Source organism: Saccharothrix sp. BKS2 (assembly GCF_047689505.1).
GTDB lineage: Bacteria > Actinomycetota > Actinomycetes > Mycobacteriales > Pseudonocardiaceae > Actinosynnema > Actinosynnema lopnurensis.
This window is the reverse complement of sequence record NZ_JAUQOL010000002.1, coordinates 592,120-612,970: the sequence shown is the minus strand read 5'-3', so window position 1 is coordinate 612,970 and position 20,851 is coordinate 592,120. Positions and strand designations below refer to the sequence as shown.

The window sequence follows — 20,851 nt, the reverse complement described above, 5'->3', positions numbered from 1 at the left end:
CGCGCTCGTGTGGGTAGGGCGGCAGGTTCACTCCTACCCACTCCTACCTAGTGCCACTGACCTGCGAAAACCTTCGGAATCCACCCCTACCCGCACTCCTACCCAGGCCGATTTCACTCCTACCCGCACCCCCACCTTGATCAACTTCACGACCCGGCCCTACCCGCCGTAGCCCCGATCCGCGCCGCCCACCGGCCCGCCGACGGGAATCCGCGGTGACCTTCCCCGCGTTCTGCGGCTTGCCCTGCGTCCCGTAGTGCGCGGTTGTCGCTCTCGACGGGATCGGCGTCCCGCTACCCTCGCCGGCGGTCCCCGGTGTGCTGTGGGACCACCATGCAGTGCACAACGCTGGAGGGGTTCGTGGACAACCCGGTGGAGTCGAGGACTTTCGAGGGATGGGCTGGCCCGTTCAAGGCCGGTGACCTTGTGACGGTGTACGCGGCGGGCACCACCCATCAAGACGGTGTTATCGCGCTGCTCAACGACGATGGGCTCTGGCTGACACATCCCGACTACCGCAACTCCGGCCGGTGGTACCCGAGAAGCGGCATCACCTGGATCGGCCCCGATGGCTGGCAGGTACGTGGACCGGAGTAGAAGCGACGGCTGCGGCGCACTGACCATGCCGTCCGTCCGGAGTGCGCCGGGGACATGTCCGTCCGTGCGTGCGGCGTGTTTTTGACGCGCCGGCCAAGCGTCGGGCGCACCATGCCTGTATGGATCACGACACGTCCCGCGCGCCCGTGGTGACGCCCACGTGGCGGCGGCCCGACACGTTGCCGCCCCGTCCGGTGCCGCCCGCCGAGCGCACCCGGCTGCGCGCCGAGTTCGGCGCGGCGGTCTGGGCGGAGCGCGCGGCGCGCGGCTGGAGTCAGCCCGTGCTCGCTGCCGCGCTCGGCGTGTCCACGCGGACCGTGCAGCGCTGGGAGGGCGGCACCGTCCGGCCGACGGCGCGCGTGTGCGCCCGCCTGGCCGCCGCGTTCCTGCCCGACTCCGACCCGGTGAGCCGCACGGTGCTGGCGCTGCGCCTGGAGCGCGCCGCCGGGTCGAGCCTGCGCAGGCCCCGCCGTAAGCCGCTGCGGGCGCACGTGCGGCGGGTGCGGGAGCAGGCGGCGGCCCGCCTGGAGCGGCCGGACGCGGCCGGGGGCCTGGCCCTCGCGCAGGCGCTGGCGGCGCTGGCCCCGCCGCCGGAGCCGTGGGCGCGGCGTCGCCCGGCCGTGCGGGGCGCGGCGTGACCGGCCCGGCGGGACCGGACGGGCCGTCGGTGTGGGCGGTCGACGTGGCCGAGCTGGCGCGCTGGGCACCGGCCGTCGACCCGGACGCGGCGGGACGGCGGGCGCTGTCCGAGGCGCTGGAGGAGCTGGAGGAGGTGCGTGGTGACGCTGGTTGACCTGGCGCCGGGTTCCGGGCGGTTCCCGACGGCCCGGAGCGTGCCGGAAGGCCGTGACCAGGGCGTGGACCCGTTGACGGCGCTGCCCGCCCTGCTGCGGCTCGCGCAGGCCCGCGCCGACTGGTTGGGGGAGCGGCTGCGCGAGCAGATCGAGCGCGACGGCCTGGCCGGCGTCGTCGGTGAGGTGGTGGCGGTCGGGCCGGAGGGCCTGCCGGTGCGGGTGGGCGAGTTCGCGCGGCAGCTCGCGGACCTGGAGCACCGCGAACGCGTCACGGCGGAGAGGTTGGCGCGGGACATGCTGCGCCTCGACCTGGAGGCCCGCGCGGGACGTGCCGACGCGGCGTCGGGCGCGTTGATCGTGGCCGCGCTGCGGGCGTTCGCGGAGGAGTTGGGCGTGCCGTGGGAGGCGGAGGCCACGCGCGGGGCGGCGCGGGCGGCGGTGCTGGCGGTGCGCCGGCAGGCCGGTTACGAGCGGCCCGGGGCGGCCGACCACGGGCAGGGGGCGTGATGACGATGACGGAGCCGGCCACGGGCGTGGTCGAGGTGTTGGCGGCGGTGACCGGGGTCAAGGACGACGTGGGCGACGTGATCACGCCGGGGGCGTTCGCGCGGACGTTGCGGGAGCGCAGGCCCAAGGTGTGCTTGGGCCACGACTGGCAGCGTCCGATCGGGCGTGTGCTGGAGGTGCGGGAGCTGCTGCCGGGGGACGCGCGGCTGCCGAGGCTGACCGCCGACGGCGGGCCGTGGCCGGCGGGAGCGGGCGCGCTGTGGGCGCGTGCGGCGATCAACACCGAGACGCCGGACGGGCGGGCGGCGCTGCTCAACGCGAAGTTCTACGGGCCGCAGGAGTCGACGTGGTCCATTGGGTACAACGCGAAGCGGACGCGGCAGGTCGGCGGCACCCGCCACATCGACGACCTCGACCTGTTCGAGTTCGGGCCGGTGCTGCACCCGGCGAACCGGTACGCGCGGCTGCTGTCGGTGAAGGGCGGCCCGGCGGGGCCGCTGGAGGTCAAGGTCGTGGGCCTGCGCGCCGGCGGGCCGTCGTCACGGCCGGGCCGTGCCCGGCTGACGCGGGACGAGCTGGCGGCGGCGCGGGCGGTGCGGGAGGACGTGCGGGCGCTGTACGCGGAGGCGACGGACCGGGAGGTCGTGCGCGTGATGACCCCGGACGGCGACGTGGTCCCGGCGGCGTGCGCGGTGTGCGGCGGGCGGGTGCTGGCGCGCGACGGCGGCCGGGCCGGGGGCTCGCTGTACTGCGGTCGGCACGCGTGGGGACGGACGGCGTGACCGGGGACATGCGGGAGGTGGCGGCCGAGACGGCGGAGCGGTTGCGGGCGGTGCTGGAGTCGATCGACGCGGGGGAGCTGGAGGCGGAGCCGGGGCAGCGGGCGTACTTGGAGGGCGCGATGGACGCCTTGGAGGCGTTGGCAGCCGGGGTCGATCCCACCAGATTTACGGAAAACGACCGTTTACCGTAAAGTGGAGTCGTGACCGCCCCGCGCAAGACCCGCCCCACCGCCACCGTCGACACCTCGAAGGTGCTCGCCTACCTCCGCGTGTCCACCGCCGAGCAGGCCGACTCCGGCGCGGGCCTGGACGCCCAGCGCGCCGCGATCACCGCCGAGGCCCTGCGCCACGGCTGGGACGTCGAGTTCGTCGTGGACGCCGGGTACTCGGCGAAGTCGCTCGACCGGCCCGCGCTCACTGAGGCGCTGGCCCGGCTCGACCGGGGCGAGGCCGCCGCACTGGTCGCCGCGAAGCTCGACCGGGTGTCCCGCTCCGTCGCGGACTTCGCGAGCCTGCTCGACCGCTCCCGCCGCAAGGGGTGGCGGCTGGTGCTGCTGGACACGGGCGTGGACACCTCGACCGCGTCCGGCGAGCTGGTCTCGAACATGTTGGCGTCGGCCGCCCAGTACGAGCGCAGGCTGATCAGTCAGCGCACCCGTGACGGCCTGGCCGCCAAGCGCGCCGCCGGGGTCCGGCTGGGGCGTCCGTCGGTGCTGCCCACGGCGGTCGTGGAGCGGATCGTGGGGGAGCGTGCCGAGGGGAAGGGCCTGCGCGTCATCGCCGAAGGACTGACCGCAGACGGCGTGCCCACGGCGCGCGGCAAGGCGACGTGGTCGACCAGCTCGGTTCAGGCGGTGCTGCTCGGACAGGAGGCGGAGAAGGTGGACGGCAAGTACAACCCGTTGAACCGGTACCTGCGGGACGCTGCGGACCGCGAGACCGCAGAGATCGAACTGGCCTTCGCCGAGATCGCCGCGCTGGTGGGTCCACTGCCGGCCTCCGCATACCGGAGGCGGTCGTGGTGGGGCAACGATTCGGGCAGCACGCACACGCAGGCCCGTGCGTGGCGTGACGCCGGTTGGAGTGTTGCTCGGGTTGATCTCGTCGGTGAGCGGGTGACGTTCACGGCGAGCCGGGCCAGCAGGTAGTGCTATGGGGCTCTGTCGTCAGCTCCGGCCGATCACTCCGCCGAAAGCTGAGACCTGAGAGCACTACCGGACCGAACGGTGTCGTTGCCCATTCGCGGCGTTACGCCGCAGTGGGCGTGTTGATAGGTACCGCGCGCGCATAACGGCACCCACGGCAAGATCGATTGCCGTCAGCGCCAACACGGACAGGGCGACTACCCCGGTCAACGGAGAGTCGTCGCCCTTGACCTTTGCCAAGACAAGCAGGGCAATCAGTGCGGCTAGGCTGGACAGTCCTGCCACCACGCGAACTATCGTCAGCGCCTGCGGGGCACGTTCCTGTCGGACCGTGACGTCTACTAGGTCGCCAACCGGGCAGAAGTCCGGTTTGCCGTCGAGCAGCACCGTATAGCGAAGTCGGTGCCGCCGGGTCAGCAACGAGGGACCCAGGTGCAGCGCGGTTCCGATGATCTCGACCTCGGGCGGCCGGACCGCCGCCCGACCTGCGTCTGCCTGCCACTCCAGTAGACCCAGTACGGGCGCGCCGAACTCCAACTCCAGGGGGCGTCCGCCGAACGCGGACGCGGCGATGTCCAGCGCGCCCCGACTGACGACCTCCGCCGCCACCACATACGGCGCGGTCAACTCCTGGTCGTCGAGGGTGACCGCGAGCCGCCGACCGTGCAGTCCTCGTGCCGTGTTCATCAGCGGCACCGCCGAGTCGACCCACACGTAGAGAACGCGTCGGGGACGGGCGCTGCGGAACGCCGCCCACGCCCCCACCACGATCGCCACCACCGCGACCACTACAGCCGCAATCGCCCAGAACGTGCCCGAGGCGTACCAGGGCTCCCCCGCTGCCAGCGGCTGCTCGGTTAACGGCATTCGGCGATTTAAGCAGGCCGTCAGGCGGATGATGCGCCGACCCGGCCCGGCTACTCTCACGGGCACTGGAAGCCCGTATCGCCCGATCGCGGCCACGCTGGACTCCGAGGGGCACCGGCCGCACCGGGCCGCCACGTGGTCGGCGATGGCCGTGCGCAACGTCGTGCTGCGCGAGACGAAAGGGAAAGTCTCAGCCGGCGAAGAAGACGATGACAGCGGAGACATGCAGACAAAACGATACTCTGCGTGGTAATCTATTACACAACGTTACATCGGACGCAAATTCATTTCAGCATGTGACTTTTCTGTTTCACGGGAAACGTGAGTTATCCACATCGCATGTGCATTTTATACTAGACCGCAAAGTCTCGATATTGCGTGTTTGCCCAGCTCAGAGGGCATAAGTAGACCACTTTCGAGTTGTCCACAGGGACGACGGCCCCGAGGTGACAAAGCGGGGGGCGTAGTCATACGTTCTCGACGTGATCCAGCGAGCGGGTTCTGTAGGGGGCGGTGTCGCCGCCCGTCCACTCATGCACGCCTTCATCGACGAGTCGGGGCAGCGCGCCCGCTCCGCCAAGTCGAGCGCCCACTTCGTCATGACCGCCGTCGTCGTGCGGGACGAAGACCTCCCCGAAGTGCCCGCGATGCTCGCCAAGCTCCGCGTCGACTTGAACCGGCAGCCCGGCAACCCGCTGGCGTGGAAGAACATCAGGCCGCACTCGCAGCGCCTGCACGTCAGTCAGACGCTCGGTGCCGCCGACTGGCTGACCGTGTCGAGCGTGGTCGTGTGCAAGCCGCACTTGACCGGCGACCCGCTCGACGACGACCGGACGTACCTCTACACGCTGCGGTACCTGCTCGAACGGCTGTCGTGGCTGGCGAAGGGCAACGGCAGGGTGCTGAACTACACGATGGCGCACATCGTGCGGTTCAAGATCGCCAAGCTGCGCGCCTACGAGGCGAAGCTGCGCGCGGAGCCGAGGTGCAGCATCGAGTGGCCGTGGCTCGACCCTCGCGGCGGGCAGATGGACCAGCCGTCGCGCCTGGAGGAGTTGCAGCTCGCGGACCTCGCCGCGTCAGCGACCGGGGCCGCGTTCAACGCCGACGACTTCGGCAACACCGAGACCCGCTACCTCCGGCAGGTGGCACCGCGGCTCTACCGGCGCAACGGCAACCTGCTGTCGTACGGGCTGAAGCTGCACCCGTCCGACCAGACCACGAAGGCCGCCTACCCGTGGGTGGCGGCCCTGTGAGGCACGTCGACCGGCTGTGCTGCGCAACGCAGGTGCCAATGTCTCCATCAGCAGACGGCCATCCGTGCACCTTCCATGCTACGTACCCCCGGTGACGAGGGGTAGAGGCACGGGGGGTGCCCCCGCCTCTGCACACCTATAACCGCAGGTCAACACTGGTATTTCAGGTGAAGATCCAACAAATGGAGCAGCGTTGATCACTGTGCGGTGGCCTGATCGCCACGACGAGCCCGAACTGGGGCGACGAATCTGGGAGGTCTTGGACGGTGCCGGCCTGAAGGTCGAGCAGTTCAAGCTCATCCACCGCCCGCTGACCGATCCGGTCGCCCTCGCGGAGACCGCCGACGGGCGCGCCGTCGGGGTGGTTCGGGCCGACTTCCGCCCGGAGCCGTTCGACGAGCGGTTCGGCGAGTTGGCCGGGCTTCCCGGGCCGCGCTGCCTGGTGAACCAGATCGCCGTGTTGCCCACCGAACGCCGGTCGGGCATCGGCAGGCTGCTCATGCACGAGACCGCCCAGGAGGCGCGTCGCAGGAGGTGCACCAACATGGCCCTGATGGTCGACTGGTCGTCGACTTCGACGGCGGAGCGGGTCGCGTTCTTCGAAGCTTGCGGCCTGCGTCCGCTGGTCCCGACGAGGGGCGACGACCGGTACGGCGCTGACCTGGAGACCGTTCTGGAGGCGACCGCCCCGGCGTAAGCGGTGGTCGTGCACCGACGTCGCGCTGCGGGAAGTGGCGCGGAAATGCTGGCCGTGCATCCAGCCTGTCCGTGCTGGCGCGAGAGCTTCTGGAAGGTGTGAAGGGTCGAACGCGGCCCCGATCCCGACCAGCAGGAGTAAGAGATGACCGACTACATCGACCCGACCGATGACAACACCGCCGACCCGCGACGCTGGAAGGCGGGCCGCGAGGTGTACCTGGACGCGGCCGGACTCCGTCAGGAGGGGCCGATGCACATCCTGGACGAGAACGGGACGATCGCGCACGACCTGGCCACCGGGCACGCCTTCGAGCCGATGGGTGATCAGCGCTTCGGCGTCGCGTGGTTCCGGCACTGCGACGCGTGCCTCGCTGCGGTTCCGCAGGGCTGACGAACGACACCGGCCCGCCTCTGGACAAGGCGGGCCGGTGAGGCCGCGGCGGGTTCGCCCGCTGCCGTGGGCCGGCTGGACGGCCTACGGCGTCCACAGTCCCGGCCCGACGCCCTTCACGAGGCGCGGCGCGGTCGGCGCGTCCGGCGGCGGCAGTTCCAGCAGCGCGTCCACGACCTCCGCCAGGCCGCCTTCGCGCTGCCACAACAGGCCGCCCGTGTCGTCGGTGCGCACGGCCGCCGCGTCCGTCGCGGTCCGGACCCGGACGGCGTCGGCGTAGCCGCCGGTCCACGTGCGGACGCCGTGCAGTTCCACCACCTCGCCGTTCCGCGCCGTCGGCAGCCACACCCACGGGCCGCTGTCGCGCAGGGTCGCCAGTCGTCGCAGCTCCGGGTGTGCGCCGAAAGCCAGGTACTCGTTTTGGGTCAGCACGTCGTCTCCTGTTGCGCAGGGGCGGGCCTCACGGCACGACTGTGCGCGCGAGATGAGCATCAAACAAGAATCACGAGCATATTCCCATCCTGATGCCACCCGATCGGGCGATGATTCGCGGGCGTCCGGTGGCTTTCGATCGTCGGGGCGCGAGCATCGGCGAGCGCGGCACCGATCCGAGGAGAACGACGTGAAGTTGACCCACCTGGGCACCACCAGCGGCACCACGACGTGCCCGAACCTGTACGAGACCGACCGGGGCACCTACCTGGTGCAGGGCTACGTGGTGACCGACCCGGAGGCGCTGGCGACCATCCGGGAACGCGGCCTGCCCGAGGGGGAGACGGTCGTGGAGATCCCCAAGGAGCTGCTGGCGTTCGCGCCGCAGCCGGGCGCGTGACCGGCCGCCCCGTCGACCGCGCCGGGTTCGCGGAGCTGTTCCACGGCTTCGCGGACTCGGCGTTCCGGCTGGAGACCCTGCCCGTCTACCGGGAGCCGCACGAGCGGGACGCGGTGCGCCGGTTCCTGGCGGGCGAGCCGCCGGACGACGCGTGGATGGTCGGCTACCTCGACCTGCTGCGGGAGCTGCGGCGGACCGGCCGGACGCTGCGCCGCGTGCGGGTGCTGGACGACCCGCCGACCGACTACCAGCGGTTCGTCCAGGACCTGGCGGCGCGGCGCAACGTCCCGGCGGGCGAGGAGCTGCGCGTGCTCGACCGCGACGCCGCCGCGGGCCTGGGCGTGCGCGGGGGCGGCGACTTCTGGCTGTTCGACGGCGCGACGGCGGCCGTGATGAGGTTCGACGGCGGCGCGTTCGCCGGAGCTGAGATCATCACGGCACCCGACCTCGTGGCCGGGTACCGGGCGCTGCGGGACGTCACGTGGAACGCGGCGCGGGAGTTCACGACGACGAGGTGACGGTGACGTTCCAGGAGCGGCGCGAGGCGTTCGGCGACAAGCTGCGCGCTTTGCGCGCCCGCTCCGGCATGACCGGCCGCGACTTCGCCGCCGCCCTGGGCGCGGGGCAGCCGAAGGTGTCGAAGCTGGAGACGGGCCGCCAGACCGCCACCGACGAGGACGTGACGGCGTGGGCCGCCGTGGTCGGCCTGTCCGAGGAGGAGACGGCCGCGCTGCTCGCCGAGCTGGCGGAGCTGCGGGTGGAGCAGGCCGGCTGGCGGCGTCAGCTCCGCTCCGGCCACCGGGCGCGGCAGAACGAGATCGGCTCGCTGGAACGCTCCGCGGCGCGCATCCGCGCCGTGGACGTGATGGCCGTGCCGGGCCTGGTGCAGACGCCCGACTACGCCCGCGCGATCTTCGCCGGCCAGGCCGAGCTGTACGACGTCGAGCGCGACCTGGACGAGGCGGTGCTGGCCCGGATGCAGCGCCAGCAAGTGCTGTACGAGCCGGGCCGCGACATCGAGATCCTGATCGCGGAGGCGGCGCTGCTGCATCCGGTGTGCACGTCCGCCGAGACGGCGGCGCAGCTCGACCGGCTCATGGCCGTGATCGGCCTGCCCGGCGTGCGGCTGGGCGTCCTGCCGTCCGGCCGGCGGCTGCCGTTCGTGCTCGCCCACGGCTTCGCGATCGTCGGCGATCAGGTGCTGGTGGACACGATGACTTCGGAGCTGCGGATCGTGGACCCGGACCAGGTGGCCACCTACAACCGGATCACGGACCGGCTGTGGCCCGTCGCGGTGGAAGGCGACGACGCCCGCGCTCTGCTCGCGCGGCTCGCGTCCGGCCCGCTGTGACCGGTGGTCCCATCGACCGCGAACGCCGCTCCATCAGGGGATCGCTTGGCCAACGGTCCACGGCCACGCTGAAGACGTGCGACGACTCGAAGTTCTGTTGCCCGCCGACGTGACCAGCCGCGAGTACGCGGCCGTGGCCCATGCCGTGTGGGCCGTGCTGAACGCGGCCGGGCTGGGCGGGGACAGCGCGTTGCGGCCCGACGAGAAGATCACGGATGCGGAGCTGAACGCGGCGTTCGACGAGGACGTGGCCGGCTACCCGTGGGCACCGTGAAGCTCGATGACTGGTGCGAGCTCACCGCCGATTCTGTAGAAGCGCAAGACCGCCCTGCCTGGTGAGCCTGGGCACCGACACAATCAGGTCATCACCGGTCAGCACTTCGATCATGCCGTCTTCATGCAGTGATCGCAGCGCCTGCTGGACGTGGTGGTCCTTCAGACCCAGTTCGTCGGGCAGTGTCTTGACGTTGACCGGCCGCCTGTCCTGGAGACGTTCGTAGAGAGCCCTCAGCACGAGAAGGTGGAGACCTTCGTCCGAAGGGGATGCGGCCACGGGCGTCACGGCGTCACGAGATGTCGCTTCGGACGTCTCCTCGGCGGTCACCCGCACGGGGGTGCCGCTGTTGACCCGACGCCACCGTTGGCCGCTTGCGTCGGTGAAGCTGATGGTGAAGTGGTAGCCCTCGCCTGGCGCACGGTGCTCTGCGCCGTCCTCGTCGGTGAAGTCGATGTAGTACGTGTGGGAGCCGCCCGCCGTCAGCGTTTCCCGCACCGCCCTCTGCGTTCCCACGGTCGGGCGGAACCGCCATGTGAAGGTCGGGTTCCCTACGGCCTCCACAGACTCCAACTCAAGGTCGTACACCGGCTTGGTGCCGTCGTTGGTCACCTTCAAGGCCACGCCGCCCATGTTCGTGAGCGCGCCTCGGACGGTGCTCGCTTCGGCCACGGCGGTCTCGTCGCGTTCGGTTTGCTCGCGTGCGTCCTTCTCCCGCATGAACTCGTTCGCTTTCCGGGCCTCAGCGGCGCTCTCCTCGGCTGCCTTCGCGCTGCGCTGAGCCTGCTCGACGCCCGCCTCCGCGGCCTCGCGGGCCTTCTTCGCCTCGTCGGCCTGTTGAAGTGCCGCAGCCGCCTGTGTCTTCGCCGCTGTGACCTGCCGACTGGAGAACACGGCGGCGACCACCGCGACCACCATCGAACCGAGCGCCACGACGGCCGCGACCCATGCGGGAACATCTCCGAAGTCCACCCTGCCCCCTTGCCTCACCGAGTCGACCCGGCGCGTCATTGGTGGAGAGAGGGTACGCGCACCTCCGACACGACGGGCCGCACGACAACCGGGCGGGTGGAACGACGAGCCACGACATGGCGATGATGCCGACGTGACCGACGAGCACCCCGCCCCGTTACCCCGCCCCACCCCGCCCGTCCCCGAGAACACGAAGCCCCGGCCCCGCTTGCCGCGGTGGCCGGTCCCGCTGGTCGCAGTGCTCGTGTCAGCCGCCACCGTGGCCGCGCTGGTGGTGCTGTGGCGTTGGATCGACGGCCTCGCACTGGCCGACGCGGAGAAGCGGGCGACCGCGCAGCTCGACGCGCTGAAGCTGGCCGCGTCGATCGTCGTGGGCGGCGGCGGGCTGTTCGCGCTCTACCTCGCCGCCCGCCGGCAGCGCACACAGGAGATGGAGTTGGACGCCCGGCACGCCGAGCTGACTCAGCGCGACCGGGTGCAGGTTCACGCCGAGCAGGTCGCCGAGACCAACCGACTGCACGCCGAGCGGGTCGCTACTGACGCGCATGTGCACGCCGAGGCTCAACGCATCACGGAGCTGTACACCAAAGCCTCCGAGCAGCTTGGGTCCGAGAAAGCCCCGGTCCGGCTGGCCGGGCTCTACGCCCTGGAGCGGCTGGCCCAAGACAATCCGCACCAGCGACAGACCGTGGTCAACGTGCTCTGCGCGTACCTGCGGATGCCGTACACGTTGCCCGGTGATCCGCCCGCCGAGGACGCCGACGAGCAGATCCGTGCCCGCTACGAGAAGCGGGTGCAGGAGCGCGAGGTTCGGCTCACCGCCCAGCGCATACTCGCCGACCACCTATACATCGGAACCGCTGCGCGCAGGGTCGCGACTTTCTGGCCTGACATTGACCTCAATCTCATCGGAGCCACCCTTATCGACTTCGACCTTGCGCGCTCCGAACTCCGCGATGCCAACTTTCTCAGGGCAAGGTTCATTGGATATACCCGGTTCAGTCGGGTGAATTTCGGCAGGATCGCACTATTTGCTGAGGCGGCATTCGAGGGGGACGCCGAGTTTGTTGGGGCTACGTTCGCCGAGGCCCAGCTGCTCGCCGAGCATGTGGAGTTCGTCGGATCGATATTTGCCGGGCTCGCCGGATTTACCCTTACAACGTTCGGCAGGCGGGCCAGATTTGAGGGAGTAGATTTCGGTGGGTACGCCGTTTTTGACGATGCAACCTTTGTTCAAGGTGTGAGTTTCGACGGCTCTTTTAGCGCCCATTTGACACCCGACCACTCGGTTTGGCCAGCCGGATGGGGTCTTAGAGACGAGCACGGTCCCATCAAGGGGCGAGACGGTACCTGGCACCAACTCGTTCCCCTGCCGTCGGTGACTCAGACGAGCTGACCGCCACTTCTGATGTCAACGCTTCTTTCGTGACGTAACCAGGCCGCCCCGGCGACGTGCCCGGGGCGGCCTCGTGGTCATGCCCCCGGCCGTGACCGGGGCACGACCGTCATCCGCGCCGCAGTACGCGAGTCCACCCCGGCGGCGGTTCCGCCGGGGCCTGCTGCGGCCGGGCGTCCAGCTCCGCGAGCGCGCGCAGCAACTCGGCGCGGCGCTCGGCGCGCTCGACGTCCTCCACCAGCTCGACGCGCTGCCGGTCGGCCCGGTGCTCGTCGGCCACGACCTGGCGCTCCCGCTCCGCACGGGCGCGGCCCGCCGCGAGCTTGACGGCCGCCTCCAGGTCGGCCGCTCCCGGCGTGACGCCGAGCTGCGGCACGACGTTGCGCCTCGCGACCATGTCGCGCAGCACGTCCGTCGTGATCAGCACGGCCTGGCCCGCCTCGCGGCCGACCAGCGCCCCGTCCTCGTTGAGCGCGAGCGGCCCCGCCCAGCTCTCCAGCAGCCGCGCGAGCTGCTGCCCGAGCGGCACGGCGGACGGCGCGCCGGCCTCCCGCACGAGCGCGGCACGGAAGCGGGCGGCCGGTTCCTCGCCGCCGGGCTGCGGCAGCGACATGGTCGACACGTCGGAGGCGGTCACGCGGCGGCCTCCTCGGTGGACGCGGCGTCGAGGGCGGGCGAGCCCGCGAGGATCGCGGCGACCCGCGCCCGGGTCTCAGGGGACAGCGGCGGCGCGGCGTCCACGGTGGCCTGCACGTACGACACCAGCCGCGCCTCCTGGTACGCGGCGCGGGCCTGGCGGGTGGCTTCGTGGTCGCGGCCGAACTTCTTGGAGGTGCGCGCGAGCTTCCACGACGGGATCTGCTGACATCGGTGCTCCTGGGCACGCCGAAGGGCGTCCAGGTCGGAGGCCACACGCCCGCGTAGCGGGGCGGCTTCCCGGAGGACCGGGGTGCGCGGCACTTCTTTCGACGGCGTCCGCGCCGACCGTCCTGGCACCTACTGTAGCTAGGTATGGGCTTAGAAGACGATCTCAGACGGTATGACGAGCTTGAGGCGACACGGAAGCGCGTCGACGAGCGCGCCGCACAAGAGCACGATGCCCGCATCGCCGAGTTAGCGGCAGACTTTCAAGCCGCACTGCGCAAACGCGGGGTGGCCCCCCGTCCCGTTCACGCCATCCGCAGCTTGTACGGGAACTCCGTACCGACTCCGAAAACCATCGGTAACGGCTGGATCTTTGGAGTGTCGGACAACGAGAGCTCGTCGTGGTACGTCGCACTGCTGACCGACGGCAGCCTGCGAAATGCGCACCCTATGGGGCATATGCGCCCAGGGCAGATCAAGAAGTTCGGCATCACCAGGAAGTACTGGCCGCAAGGCGACTTCATCGGCATGGACGAGTCGTCCCAGGGCTACTACGGGAACATCGAACAGATCAAGGACGGGATGATGCACTTTCTCCGCCGAGGTTAGCCGCGCTCCCGGCCACGCCATCCACCACGAACCACCATTTGTCCGGCCGGTGCGTGAGGTCGTACAGGTCGAGCCGCCCGCCCCCGGCCGCCTCCCACCGGTCCAGCAGCGCCGTCAGCGCGTCCACGGGCAGGGTCACCGACCCGCGCCGGTCCCCCGTCGCCGCGCACGTGGGACAGCGTCCGCGCCACACCGCGCCGCCGGGCCGCTGGAACACGCGCGAGTGCCCCTTGCCGGGCAACGCGTCCTCCGGGTGCTGCGCGTCCGGCAGGGTCGGCCCGTCGGCCAGCGGTCCGCAGTTCTCGCCCGTCCACGCGCCGTCCAGCAGCTCGAACAGCTCGATCCGGCGGGGCCGGCGACCGGTCCGGCCGCACGTGCACGCCAGCCGCACCTCTCCCCAGCCGCTCACCGCGCGTCCTTCCAGTCCCAGCTCAGCGAGTTCTTGTCGAAGTACGAGCCGTCCGCGCGGCGGCCCGGTGCCTGCCTCCGGACGGTGACCGTGACCACCGCGTCGAGGATGGACCGACGGCGTCCGAGGTCGAGGCCGTCGGAGCGGTCGGGCAGCGTGCCGAACCACACGCGGTGGACGTCGGGTGCGCCGACGACCCCGGCCAGCGGGTCCACGCGCACCGCGCCCGCCAACGCCTTGTCCAGCTCGTCCAGGCGGACCTTCAGCCGCTCGTTGCGGCGTGCCCAGCGCACTCGGCTGATGGTGCCCGCGTCCAGGTCGTCGTCCAAGGCGTCGAGCTGGTGGCGCACGGCCTGGATCTCGGCGTTGAGCGCGGCCACGTCCACCGCGTCCGTGCGACGCCGCAGCAGGTCCACCGCGTCTGGCCGCGACAGCCGCTCGACCAGGACGCGCTCCACCACCTCGTCCACGGCCGTGGCGCGGCGGCTCACGTGCGGGCCGGTCACCTGCCGGTCCCGCGACGAGCACCGGTAGGCGGGTGCCCGCGAGCCCCCGGCGACGCTGGCCCGGAGCGTGGGCCGCTCGCACACGCCGCACAGGTACAGGCCGGAGCCGAGCCACTTGACCTTGTTGTTCGCGCCGTTCGTGCGCCGGGCCGGGTCGGTGAGCAAGGCCATCAGTGCGCGCCACGTCGGCTCCGGGAGGATCGCGGGCCAGCGCCCCTTGACGCCCTCCATGATCGCGCCCTGGTAGACAACCAGGCCCGCGTTGCGCGGCCGGAGCAGGACGTCGCGGAACGCGATCGTGGACCACTCGTCCTTGTTGAACGTGGTCGTCACGCCTCGCGCGTTCAGGTCGCGGACCACGCTGCGCAGGCTGCCGCCGGCCAGGATCGCCTCCGCCGCCTTGACGATCTCGGCGGCCTCCGCCGGGTTTAGGGACTCCCCGTCCGCCCCGTACCCGAACGGCCTCGCGCCGCCCTGCCAACGGCCCTCCCGGGCCGCCTCCAGGCGGGCACGCCGGACGCGGTCCGCTTTGTGCTCGCTCTCCTGCGCGGCCCACGCCGCTTGGGTGATCGCCGACGCCCGGCCCGTCGGGGTCGTCAGGTCGAGCTGACCGGCCCGGCACGTGTGGGTGTCGACGCCGCCCGCGTTGCTCGTGGCGATGTAGTCGAGAAGTTCCCGGACGTTGCGGTGCAACCGGTCCGTGTGCCAGGCGAGTACGCCGCCGATCTCGCCGTCGCGCATCGCGGCGAGCAAGGCCCGGTAGCCCGGTCTCGGCTTCCCCGAGTACGCCGAGATGTCGTTGTCGGTGAAGACGTGCACGACGTCCCAACCCAGCCGGGCGGCCAACTCGCGGCAGTCCGCCACCTGGCGGTCGACGCCGAGGTGCGCACCCTCGCGGTCTTCAGAGATCCGCGCATAGATCGCGCAACCGGTTGTGCTCATGCCGGAAGGGTGTCATAGAGTGGGTCTCGTCTTGCCCGAGCCCGTGCCGCCGACCACGAGGAACGCCTGCCTGCTCACCACGATCGCCCGGAGCAGGGCGGCGATCTCGGCGTTGAACGTGCCCCTCGCCTCCAGTGCGGCCAGGTCGTGCGCGGCCGGGCGAAGGACGCGCAGCGACAGGCAGGTCGTCGGCGCGACGGGCGGCAGCACCGCGTGCAGCCGGACCGAGCCGGGCAGCCAGCCGTCCACGTACGGGGCGGCGTCGTCCAGCCGGCGGCCCGCCGCCACCGCCAACCGCTGGGCGAGCCGCCGGACGGCGGGCTCGTCGGGGAACGCGACCCCGGTGCGGCGCAGTCCCTCGGCACCGTCGACCCACACCTGGTCGGGCGCGGTGACCAGGACGTCGGTGGTGCCCGGGTCGCGCAGGAGCGGTTCGAGCGGACCGGCGCCGACGAACTCCTGACGCAGCACGGTGAGCGCGCGCCGGACGTCCTCGTCACCGAGCACGCCGCCCGCCTCGCCGCGCACCGCCGCCGCGACGGAGGCGGGGGTGAGGTCGGCGGGTCCGTTGGCCAGGCGTTGGCGAACGCGTTCGACCAGGTCAGCCACGGCCTGACTCCTCGGGGTGGGGTTCCCGCTGCCGGGCGGGGGGAACGGGGTGGGCGACGGGGGTGCCGGACGGGAATCCGGTCGTGAGGCGGGGAGGTGCCCACGGGGTGGCCGCGTCACCGCGCGGGCCGTCGACGCGAGCCGGGACGTCGACACAAGCCGGGACGAGCGGTGCGGGCAGGCCGAGCGGTGCGGACAGGACGGCGACCGCCGACCGCACGAGGCGCGCGAAGCGGTCCTCGATCGGGGCCCGGGGGAACGGCAGCCCCGACGCCTCGCCCCGCTCGTCCGGCGGCACGTGCGGGCGGCAGGTGCGGAACCCCGGGGGTGGGCGGTGCAGTGGGTGCCGCACCACGGTCGGTTCGCGGTCAGCGCGCATGGAGCACCGCCAGGACCTCACGCGCCGCCTTGGCCAGCGGTCCCCGGCCGGTGCGCGGGACGCGCCCGTTGTCCAGGGCGGCCGCCAGCCCCGGCTCGGAGCGCATGGTGGTGAGCAGCGGCAGCTCCACTGCGTCCGCCACCTCGGCCGTCGACAGACCGCCGGGCGCCGGACCGCGCACCACCGCGCGCATCCGCACGCCGCGCGCCGCCACCTGCTCGACCAGGCCCTTGGCGGCCATGCACGCCTTCACGTCCGCGGGCACCACCAGCACCACCAGGTCGGCCCGGTCCAGGGCCGCGCACGCGGCCCCGGTGAGCTGCCGCGGCACGTCGCACACGACCGTCCCGCCGGCGCGCCTGCCCGCCTCGACCACCGCCACCACGGCCTCCGGCACGGGCCCCGGGCCGCTCCTGCCGCAGGACAGCACGGACAGCCTGCCCTTCCCGCGCTCACGCCCCGGCAGGGCCGAGTGGAGCGCCGCCGCGGGCACCCGCCCCTCCTTGAGCTGCAACGTGGACCAGCGCAGGCCCTCCTGCCGCTCCGCGCCCAGCAGCAGGTCCAGCCCGCCGCCGAGCGGGTCGCAGTCGACGAGCAGCGCCCGGCCGCCGGCGGCCAGCACGGCCTGGCCCACCGCGACCGCCAGCACCGAGGCCCCCGCGCCGCCCCGCGCGCCCACCACCGCCAGCACCCTGCCGCCGCCCGCCGAGCCCTCGACCGCGTCGGCCAGCGCCGCGCCCAGCCCGGTCAGGCCGCCGGGCAGCTCGAACACCTGCTCCGCGCCCAGGGCCAGGGCGCACCGCCAGGTGGCCGAGCCCGGTGGACCGGTGCTCACCACGAGCACCCCGGGTCTGCGCGGCAGCTCGGCGGCCGCGCACGCGACCACCGCGCCCTCGTCCAGCACCACCGCGGGCGCGCCGGCCCAGCGGCCGCGCAGCTCGCCCGCGTCGGCCACCCGCTCCAGCTCGCAGCCGACCACCGCCGCCGCGTGCAGCACCTCGTCGACCAGCACCGCGTCGGCCACCAAGGCCACCGGTCGCTTCATCGCCCCTCCCGAGCCCGAGTCGTGGATGTTCGGGTTCCACGGTCTCGGGCGGTGAGGAAGGACACAACGGGGCAAGATCAAGCTGTGGACAACTCGGGGGCCTGTGGACAGGTCGGTCGGATCAGGCCCGGATGCACCCGGTCGGGCTAACCCGTCCCACAGACGCGAAAAAAGTTCAGAAGACGATGGAACCGGCCGCGAACGCCTTCGGCGGTCCACGCGGGGGAGCCGGAAACCGACCCCGGACATGGGACGACCCCCGCCAGGGGGGAGGGACGGGGGTCGCCGATGGTTCAGTCCCGGGGGTCGGACTGAACCTGTCCGGTCGAACCGGACCCGTCTACTGTATCCCCCTGGGGCGGGGTCTTGCGTGTCTTCCGTTCGAGGGACGCCGAAAATTCGGCCGACCGCACATTCAGTTCGTAAAACGCCGAACGAGTGCCGGCGGACCGGACCCTCCCCCCGCCTAAGCTTGACCGGTGACCGATCGCGCCAACGAGGGCAGTCGAGTCGCCGCGTTCTTCGACTTGGACAAGACGGTCATCGCCAGGTCGAGCACGTTGGCGTTCAGCCGGCCCTTCTTCCAAGAGGGCCTCATCAACCGGCGCGCGGTGCTCAAGGGCGCCTACGCGCAGTTCGTCTTCATGCTGGCCGGCGCCGACGCCGACCAGATGGACCGGATGCGCTCGCACATCACCGCGCTCTGCGAGGGCTGGGACGTCGGGCAGGTGCGCTCGATCGTGGAGGAGACGCTGCACGACATCGTCGACCCCCTGGTCTACAAGGAGGCCACGCAGCTCATCGGCGACCACCGCGAGGAGGGCCACGACGTCGTCGTGGTGTCGGCCTCGGGCGAGGAACTGGTCGCGCCCATCTCGACGATGATCGGCGCGACGCTGAGCGTGGGCACGCGGATGGTCGTCGCCGAGGGCCGCTACTCGGGCGAGGTCGGCTTCTACTGCGCGGGCGAGAACAAGGCCATCGCCATCAAGCAGCTGGCCGACCAGCACGACTACGACCTGTCCCGCTGCTACGCCTACTCGGACTCGATCAGCGACCTGCCGCTGCTGGAGGCGGTCGGCCACCCCACCGCGGTCAACCCGGACCGCGCGCTGCGCAAGGTCGCGGCGCAGCGCGGGTGGCCCGTGCTCACCTTCTCCGACCCGGTCTCGCTGCGGGCCCGCATCCCGCGCCCCTCGGGCACGGCGGTCGCGGTGACCGCCCTCGGCCTCGGCGCGGCGACGGCGGCCGGCGTGGCCTGGTACGGCCTGCGCAGGCGCCGCCGGAGCTGATTCACCCGTCCATGCCCCGGACAGCGGTACCGAACCCGGCGCGTGAGCGGAAACCCCTGTCCCACCGGGAAAGCCGCTACGGAACGTCGCTTGAACGGTGCACCCCATCGAGCCCTTGCTGTGACGCCGAACACGGATTACAAATGAAGTGCGGACCTCGGGTCGGCCAGGGGCGAAGCGGAGGAGAAGCCTCGCCCTCCCCGGCAGAGCTCCGTACGCGGACTTCGAGACACCCACGCGCAGCACGCCGCGGGAGGCTTGTCGTCTAGGGCCTGCGTACCGGGACGCCGGACGCCGAGGCCAGGTCGGTACGACACGAGTTGCACGCTTGGTAACTCGACAGCCCGCGCTGCGACGGTGGGCCCCTCCCCGGAGGGGCCCACCGTCTGTTTGCGCGCCGCCGTCGTGGACCCGAACCGCCGTGGTGACCCCGAATTCCGCCAACTTCGCCCGATCGGGTGACCGCGCACGACGCGATCCTGTCGGTGCTCCCCAGGACAATTCCCCCGCGGCACGACACCGTTGACCCGCCCCAGCTACGTGGGTAACTTGCCGATTGTCGCCACTAGTGGTGGATGATTCCCAGTGGGGAGGTCGAAGTGCTCCGTCCGCTCTTCGCCGCCGTCGTGGTCGCGGCCTCCGCCGCGTCCGCCCCGGCCGGCGCCGCCCCCGCGGCCGACCCCGGCGCCGCCGACCAGGTCCGCGCCGTCACCACCCTGGTCCGCGGCATGACGCTGGAGCAGAAGGTCGGCCAGCTGTTCGTCACCTACGTGCACGGCCAGTCGGCCGACGAGGCGCACCCCGGCAACCTGCGCGACTTCGGCGTGGCCACCCCCGCCGAGGTGGTCGCGCGGCACCAGCCGGGCGGCGTCGTCTACTTCAACAACTCCAGCTACGACAACATCGACACCCCGCGCCAGATCGCCGCCCTCTCCAACGGCCTCCAGGCGGCCGGCCGGATCCCGCTGGCCATCTCCACCGACCAGGAGATGGGCCTCGTCACCCGCATCGGCCCGCCCGCCACCCAGTTCCCCGGCAACATGGCCCTCGGCGCGGGCCGCAGCGCGCGGGACGCCGAGCGCGCCGCCCGCACCACCGCCCGCGAGCTGCGCGCGATGGGCATCAACCAGAACTTCGCACCGGACGCGGACGTCAACTCCAACCCGGCCAACCCGGTCATCGGCGTGCGCTCGTACTCCTCGGACCCGGCGCTCGCCGCCGAGCTGACCGCCGCCCAGGTGCGCGGCTACCAGCAGCACCCGCTGTCCCCGCACGCGGTCAGCGCCACCGCCAAGCACTTCCCCGGCCACGGCGACACCGCCGAGGACAGCCACACCAGCCTGCCGGTGGTCGACCGCACCGCGGAGCAGTGGCGCGCCCTGGACGCCCCGCCGTTCGAGGCCGCCATCGCCGCGGGCGTCGACTCGATCATGACCGCGCACATCCGGGTGCCCGGGATCGACCCGTCGGGCGAGCCCGCGACGCTGTCCAAGCCCGCCATCGACCTGCTCCGCGAGGACCTGGGCTACGACGGCGTGGTCATCACCGACTCCCTGGCCATGGCGGGCGTCCGGCAGCTCCACCCCGACGCCGAGATCCCCGTGCTGGCCCTGAAGGCGGGCGTCGACCAGCTGCTCATGCCGATGAACCTGGGCGAGGCGATCGGCAGCGTGGTCGCGGCGGTGCGCGCCGGCGAGCTGACCGAGCAGCGCATCGACCGCAGCGTGCTGCGGGTGCTGCGGATGAAGCTCCTGCGCGGCGTGCTCACCAGCCCGCCCACCAGCCCCGCGCGGGTCGACTCGACCGTGGGCGCGGCCGCGCACCTGGCCACCGCGCGGGAGATCACCGACCGCACCGTGACCGCCGTGCGCAACGACGCCGGCGTGCTGCCCCTGGCGGCCCGCCCGACCGCGCCGCTGGTCACCGGCTGGGGCGAGACGGCGACCCGCACCCTGGCCTCGACCCTGGGCGGCACCGCGCTGCCCACCGGCACCGCGCCGACCGAAGCGCAGGTGGCCGCCGCGGTGCGCGCCGCGGGCGCCGCCGACCTCGTCGTCGTGCTCACCAACGCGCTGTCCCGGCAACCCGCGCAGCGGGCCCTGCTGACCGCGCTCCTGGCCACCGGCACCCCCGTGGTCGCCGTGGCCGTGCAGAACCCGTACGACGTGGCGCACACCGACGCGCCGACGTGGCTGGCCACCTACGCCTCCGGGCCCGTCGCGATGGCCTCACTCGCCCGTGTGATCACCGGCGAGGTCCGACCCAGCGGCAAGCTCCCGGTGGCCGTGCCGGGACCGCGGCCGTACCCCTTCGGCCACGGCCTGGGTTGGTGA

27 protein-coding genes and 1 pseudogene are annotated in these 20,851 nt (G+C 72.1%); 18 read left to right on the top strand and 10 right to left on the bottom strand.

Translation table 11 applies throughout. The features are described 5' to 3' along the window. The first annotated feature begins 360 nt into the window (after window positions 1-360). From Q5530_RS05580 to Q5530_RS05550, 7 genes are all read left to right on the top strand, one after another. Window positions 361-597, top strand: a complete 237-nt coding sequence (locus Q5530_RS05580) for a hypothetical protein (protein WP_415361110.1) — start codon at window positions 361-363, stop codon at window positions 595-597. 119 nt (window positions 598-716) lie between these two features. After that, the gene (locus tag Q5530_RS05575) at window positions 717-1,235 is read left to right on the top strand and encodes a helix-turn-helix transcriptional regulator (protein ID WP_415361109.1); all 519 of its coding nucleotides are present in this window, start codon (window positions 717-719) and stop codon (window positions 1,233-1,235) included. After that, window positions 1,232-1,390, top strand: a complete 159-nt coding sequence (locus Q5530_RS05570; protein WP_415361108.1) for a hypothetical protein — start codon at window positions 1,232-1,234, stop codon at window positions 1,388-1,390. Before Q5530_RS05575 ends, Q5530_RS05570 begins: the two co-directional genes overlap by 4 nt. Further along, window positions 1,377-1,898 carry a hypothetical protein gene (locus tag Q5530_RS05565; RefSeq protein ID WP_415361107.1) on the top strand — a complete coding sequence of 174 codons (522 nt, stop codon included), beginning with the start codon at window positions 1,377-1,379 and terminating at the stop codon, window positions 1,896-1,898. The genes Q5530_RS05570 and Q5530_RS05565 overlap by 14 nt, the downstream gene beginning before the upstream one ends. Beyond that, entirely contained in the window at window positions 1,898-2,680 is a 783-nt protein-coding gene (locus tag Q5530_RS05560) for an HK97 family phage prohead protease (RefSeq protein ID WP_415361106.1), read from the top strand. Before Q5530_RS05565 ends, Q5530_RS05560 begins: the two co-directional genes overlap by 1 nt. Beyond that, window positions 2,677-2,871, top strand: a complete 195-nt coding sequence (locus Q5530_RS05555) for a hypothetical protein (protein ID WP_415361105.1) — start codon at window positions 2,677-2,679, stop codon at window positions 2,869-2,871. Before Q5530_RS05560 ends, Q5530_RS05555 begins: the two co-directional genes overlap by 4 nt. A gap of 9 nt (window positions 2,872-2,880) precedes the next feature. Continuing rightward, complete coding sequence (locus Q5530_RS05550) at window positions 2,881-3,828, top strand: recombinase family protein (protein WP_415361104.1); 948 nt, start codon at window positions 2,881-2,883, stop codon at window positions 3,826-3,828. 63 nt (window positions 3,829-3,891) lie between these two features. On the opposite strand, the gene Q5530_RS05545 is transcribed toward Q5530_RS05550, so the two are convergent. Further along, entirely contained in the window at window positions 3,892-4,692 is an 801-nt protein-coding gene (locus Q5530_RS05545) for a hypothetical protein (RefSeq protein WP_415361103.1), read from the bottom strand. 533 nt (window positions 4,693-5,225) lie between these two features. Between Q5530_RS05545 and Q5530_RS05540 the strand changes: the two genes are divergently transcribed. From Q5530_RS05540 to Q5530_RS05530, 3 genes are all read left to right on the top strand, one after another. Next, the gene (locus Q5530_RS05540; RefSeq protein WP_415361102.1) at window positions 5,226-5,948 is read left to right on the top strand and encodes a DUF3800 domain-containing protein; all 723 of its coding nucleotides are present in this window, start codon (window positions 5,226-5,228) and stop codon (window positions 5,946-5,948) included. A gap of 259 nt (window positions 5,949-6,207) precedes the next feature. Next, window positions 6,208-6,645 carry a GNAT family N-acetyltransferase gene (locus Q5530_RS05535; RefSeq protein WP_415361101.1) on the top strand — a complete coding sequence of 146 codons (438 nt, stop codon included), beginning with the start codon at window positions 6,208-6,210 and terminating at the stop codon, window positions 6,643-6,645. 144 nt (window positions 6,646-6,789) lie between these two features. Continuing rightward, window positions 6,790-7,038 (top strand): hypothetical protein, encoded by a 249-nt coding sequence (locus tag Q5530_RS05530; protein ID WP_415361100.1) that lies wholly within the window; start codon window positions 6,790-6,792, stop codon window positions 7,036-7,038. Window positions 7,039-7,122: 84 nt separating this feature from the next. Here Q5530_RS05530 and Q5530_RS05525 read toward each other — a convergent pair whose 3' ends face one another. Further along, window positions 7,123-7,470, bottom strand: coding sequence for a hypothetical protein (locus Q5530_RS05525; protein ID WP_415361099.1), 348 nt, complete (start codon window positions 7,468-7,470; stop codon window positions 7,123-7,125). A gap of 190 nt (window positions 7,471-7,660) precedes the next feature. Here Q5530_RS05525 and Q5530_RS05520 point away from each other — a divergent pair, with 190 nt between their 5' ends. The 4 genes from Q5530_RS05520 to Q5530_RS05505 all read left to right on the top strand — a co-directional run bounded on the left by Q5530_RS05520 (window position 7,661) and on the right by Q5530_RS05505 (window position 9,495). Further along, window positions 7,661-7,870, top strand: coding sequence for a hypothetical protein (locus tag Q5530_RS05520; protein ID WP_415361098.1), 210 nt, complete (start codon window positions 7,661-7,663; stop codon window positions 7,868-7,870). Continuing rightward, on the top strand, window positions 7,867-8,388 hold the full coding sequence (locus Q5530_RS05515; RefSeq protein ID WP_415361097.1) for a DUF6879 family protein: 522 nt from the start codon (window positions 7,867-7,869) through the stop codon (window positions 8,386-8,388). Before Q5530_RS05520 ends, Q5530_RS05515 begins: the two co-directional genes overlap by 4 nt. Beyond that, complete coding sequence (locus Q5530_RS05510) at window positions 8,385-9,221, top strand: helix-turn-helix domain-containing protein (protein WP_415361096.1); 837 nt, start codon at window positions 8,385-8,387, stop codon at window positions 9,219-9,221. Before Q5530_RS05515 ends, Q5530_RS05510 begins: the two co-directional genes overlap by 4 nt. Before the next feature lie 76 nt (window positions 9,222-9,297). Next, window positions 9,298-9,495, top strand: coding sequence for a hypothetical protein (locus Q5530_RS05505; RefSeq protein ID WP_415361095.1), 198 nt, complete (start codon window positions 9,298-9,300; stop codon window positions 9,493-9,495). Between the two features lie 21 nt (window positions 9,496-9,516). Here Q5530_RS05505 and Q5530_RS05500 read toward each other — a convergent pair whose 3' ends face one another. Next, window positions 9,517-10,467: a hypothetical protein gene (locus tag Q5530_RS05500; RefSeq protein WP_415361094.1), complete on the bottom strand. Its 951-nt coding sequence runs from the start codon at window positions 10,465-10,467 to the stop codon at window positions 9,517-9,519. Between the two features lie 259 nt (window positions 10,468-10,726). On the opposite strand from Q5530_RS05500, the gene Q5530_RS05495 reads away from it, so the two are divergent. Continuing rightward, window positions 10,727-11,863 carry a pentapeptide repeat-containing protein gene (locus tag Q5530_RS05495; protein WP_415361093.1) on the top strand — a complete coding sequence of 379 codons (1,137 nt, stop codon included), beginning with the start codon at window positions 10,727-10,729 and terminating at the stop codon, window positions 11,861-11,863. A gap of 109 nt (window positions 11,864-11,972) precedes the next feature. Here Q5530_RS05495 and Q5530_RS05490 read toward each other — a convergent pair whose 3' ends face one another. Together Q5530_RS05490 and Q5530_RS05485 are read right to left on the bottom strand one after the other, a co-directional pair. Continuing rightward, a complete protein-coding gene (locus tag Q5530_RS05490) occupies window positions 11,973-12,500 on the bottom strand; it encodes a hypothetical protein (RefSeq protein ID WP_415361092.1) in 528 nt (175 codons plus the stop codon). Next, window positions 12,497-12,775: a hypothetical protein gene (locus Q5530_RS05485; RefSeq protein ID WP_415361091.1), complete on the bottom strand. Its 279-nt coding sequence runs from the start codon at window positions 12,773-12,775 to the stop codon at window positions 12,497-12,499. The genes Q5530_RS05490 and Q5530_RS05485 overlap by 4 nt, the downstream gene beginning before the upstream one ends. 99 nt (window positions 12,776-12,874) lie before the next feature. Between Q5530_RS05485 and Q5530_RS05480 the strand changes: the two genes are divergently transcribed. Continuing rightward, window positions 12,875-13,336: a hypothetical protein gene (locus Q5530_RS05480; protein WP_415361090.1), complete on the top strand. Its 462-nt coding sequence runs from the start codon at window positions 12,875-12,877 to the stop codon at window positions 13,334-13,336. Here the strand turns inward: Q5530_RS05480 and Q5530_RS05475 are convergent. The 5 genes and pseudogenes from Q5530_RS05475 to ssd form a co-directional block, all read right to left on the bottom strand. Then, window positions 13,299-13,745: a hypothetical protein gene (locus Q5530_RS05475; RefSeq protein ID WP_415361089.1), complete on the bottom strand. Its 447-nt coding sequence runs from the start codon at window positions 13,743-13,745 to the stop codon at window positions 13,299-13,301. The two genes, Q5530_RS05480 and Q5530_RS05475, sit on opposite strands and share 38 nt — an antisense overlap. Continuing rightward, the gene (locus Q5530_RS05470; protein WP_415361088.1) at window positions 13,742-15,193 is read right to left on the bottom strand and encodes a recombinase family protein; all 1,452 of its coding nucleotides are present in this window, start codon (window positions 15,191-15,193) and stop codon (window positions 13,742-13,744) included. Before Q5530_RS05470 ends, Q5530_RS05475 begins: the two co-directional genes overlap by 4 nt. 27 nt (window positions 15,194-15,220) lie before the next feature. After that, a pseudogene (locus Q5530_RS05465) lies at window positions 15,221-15,802 on the bottom strand (ATPase, T2SS/T4P/T4SS family); the annotation flags it as partial. Beyond that, on the bottom strand, window positions 15,795-16,181 hold the full coding sequence (locus Q5530_RS05460) for a hypothetical protein (protein WP_415361087.1): 387 nt from the start codon (window positions 16,179-16,181) through the stop codon (window positions 15,795-15,797). The pseudogene Q5530_RS05465 and the gene Q5530_RS05460, both read right to left, overlap by 8 nt. Continuing rightward, the gene (ssd, locus tag Q5530_RS05455) at window positions 16,171-17,226 is read right to left on the bottom strand and encodes a septum site-determining protein Ssd (protein ID WP_415361086.1); all 1,056 of its coding nucleotides are present in this window, start codon (window positions 17,224-17,226) and stop codon (window positions 16,171-16,173) included. The genes Q5530_RS05460 and ssd overlap by 11 nt, the downstream gene beginning before the upstream one ends. A gap of 479 nt (window positions 17,227-17,705) precedes the next feature. On the opposite strand from ssd, the gene Q5530_RS05450 reads away from it, so the two are divergent. Both Q5530_RS05450 and Q5530_RS05445 read left to right on the top strand, forming a co-directional pair. Next, a complete protein-coding gene (locus Q5530_RS05450; protein WP_380632251.1) occupies window positions 17,706-18,518 on the top strand; it encodes an HAD family hydrolase in 813 nt (270 codons plus the stop codon). 599 nt (window positions 18,519-19,117) lie between these two features. Beyond that, the gene (locus Q5530_RS05445) at window positions 19,118-20,851 is read left to right on the top strand and encodes a glycoside hydrolase family 3 protein (protein ID WP_415361085.1); all 1,734 of its coding nucleotides are present in this window, start codon (window positions 19,118-19,120) and stop codon (window positions 20,849-20,851) included.

What these genes read in the sequence shown, in the direction of transcription:
- Q5530_RS05545 (WP_415361103.1), bottom strand. Translation starts at nt 4,692, where the DNA reads ATGCCGTTAACCGAGCAGCCGCTGGCAGCGGGGGAGCCCTGGTACGCC.
- Q5530_RS05540 (WP_415361102.1), top strand. Translation starts at nt 5,226, where the DNA reads ATGCACGCCTTCATCGACGAGTCGGGGCAGCGCGCCCGCTCCGCCAAG.
- Q5530_RS05575 (WP_415361109.1), top strand. Translation starts at nt 717, where the DNA reads ATGGATCACGACACGTCCCGCGCGCCCGTGGTGACGCCCACGTGGCGG.
- Q5530_RS05470 (WP_415361088.1), bottom strand. Translation starts at nt 15,193, where the DNA reads ATGAGCACAACCGGTTGCGCGATCTATGCGCGGATCTCTGAAGACCGC.
- ssd (WP_415361086.1), bottom strand. Translation starts at nt 17,226, where the DNA reads ATGAAGCGACCGGTGGCCTTGGTGGCCGACGCGGTGCTGGTCGACGAG.
- Q5530_RS05560 (WP_415361106.1), top strand. Translation starts at nt 1,898, where the DNA reads ATGACGATGACGGAGCCGGCCACGGGCGTGGTCGAGGTGTTGGCGGCG.
- Q5530_RS05480 (WP_415361090.1), top strand. Translation starts at nt 12,875, where the DNA reads ATGGGCTTAGAAGACGATCTCAGACGGTATGACGAGCTTGAGGCGACA.
- Q5530_RS05530 (WP_415361100.1), top strand. Translation starts at nt 6,790, where the DNA reads ATGACCGACTACATCGACCCGACCGATGACAACACCGCCGACCCGCGA.
- Q5530_RS05460 (WP_415361087.1), bottom strand. Translation starts at nt 16,181, where the DNA reads ATGCGCGCTGACCGCGAACCGACCGTGGTGCGGCACCCACTGCACCGC.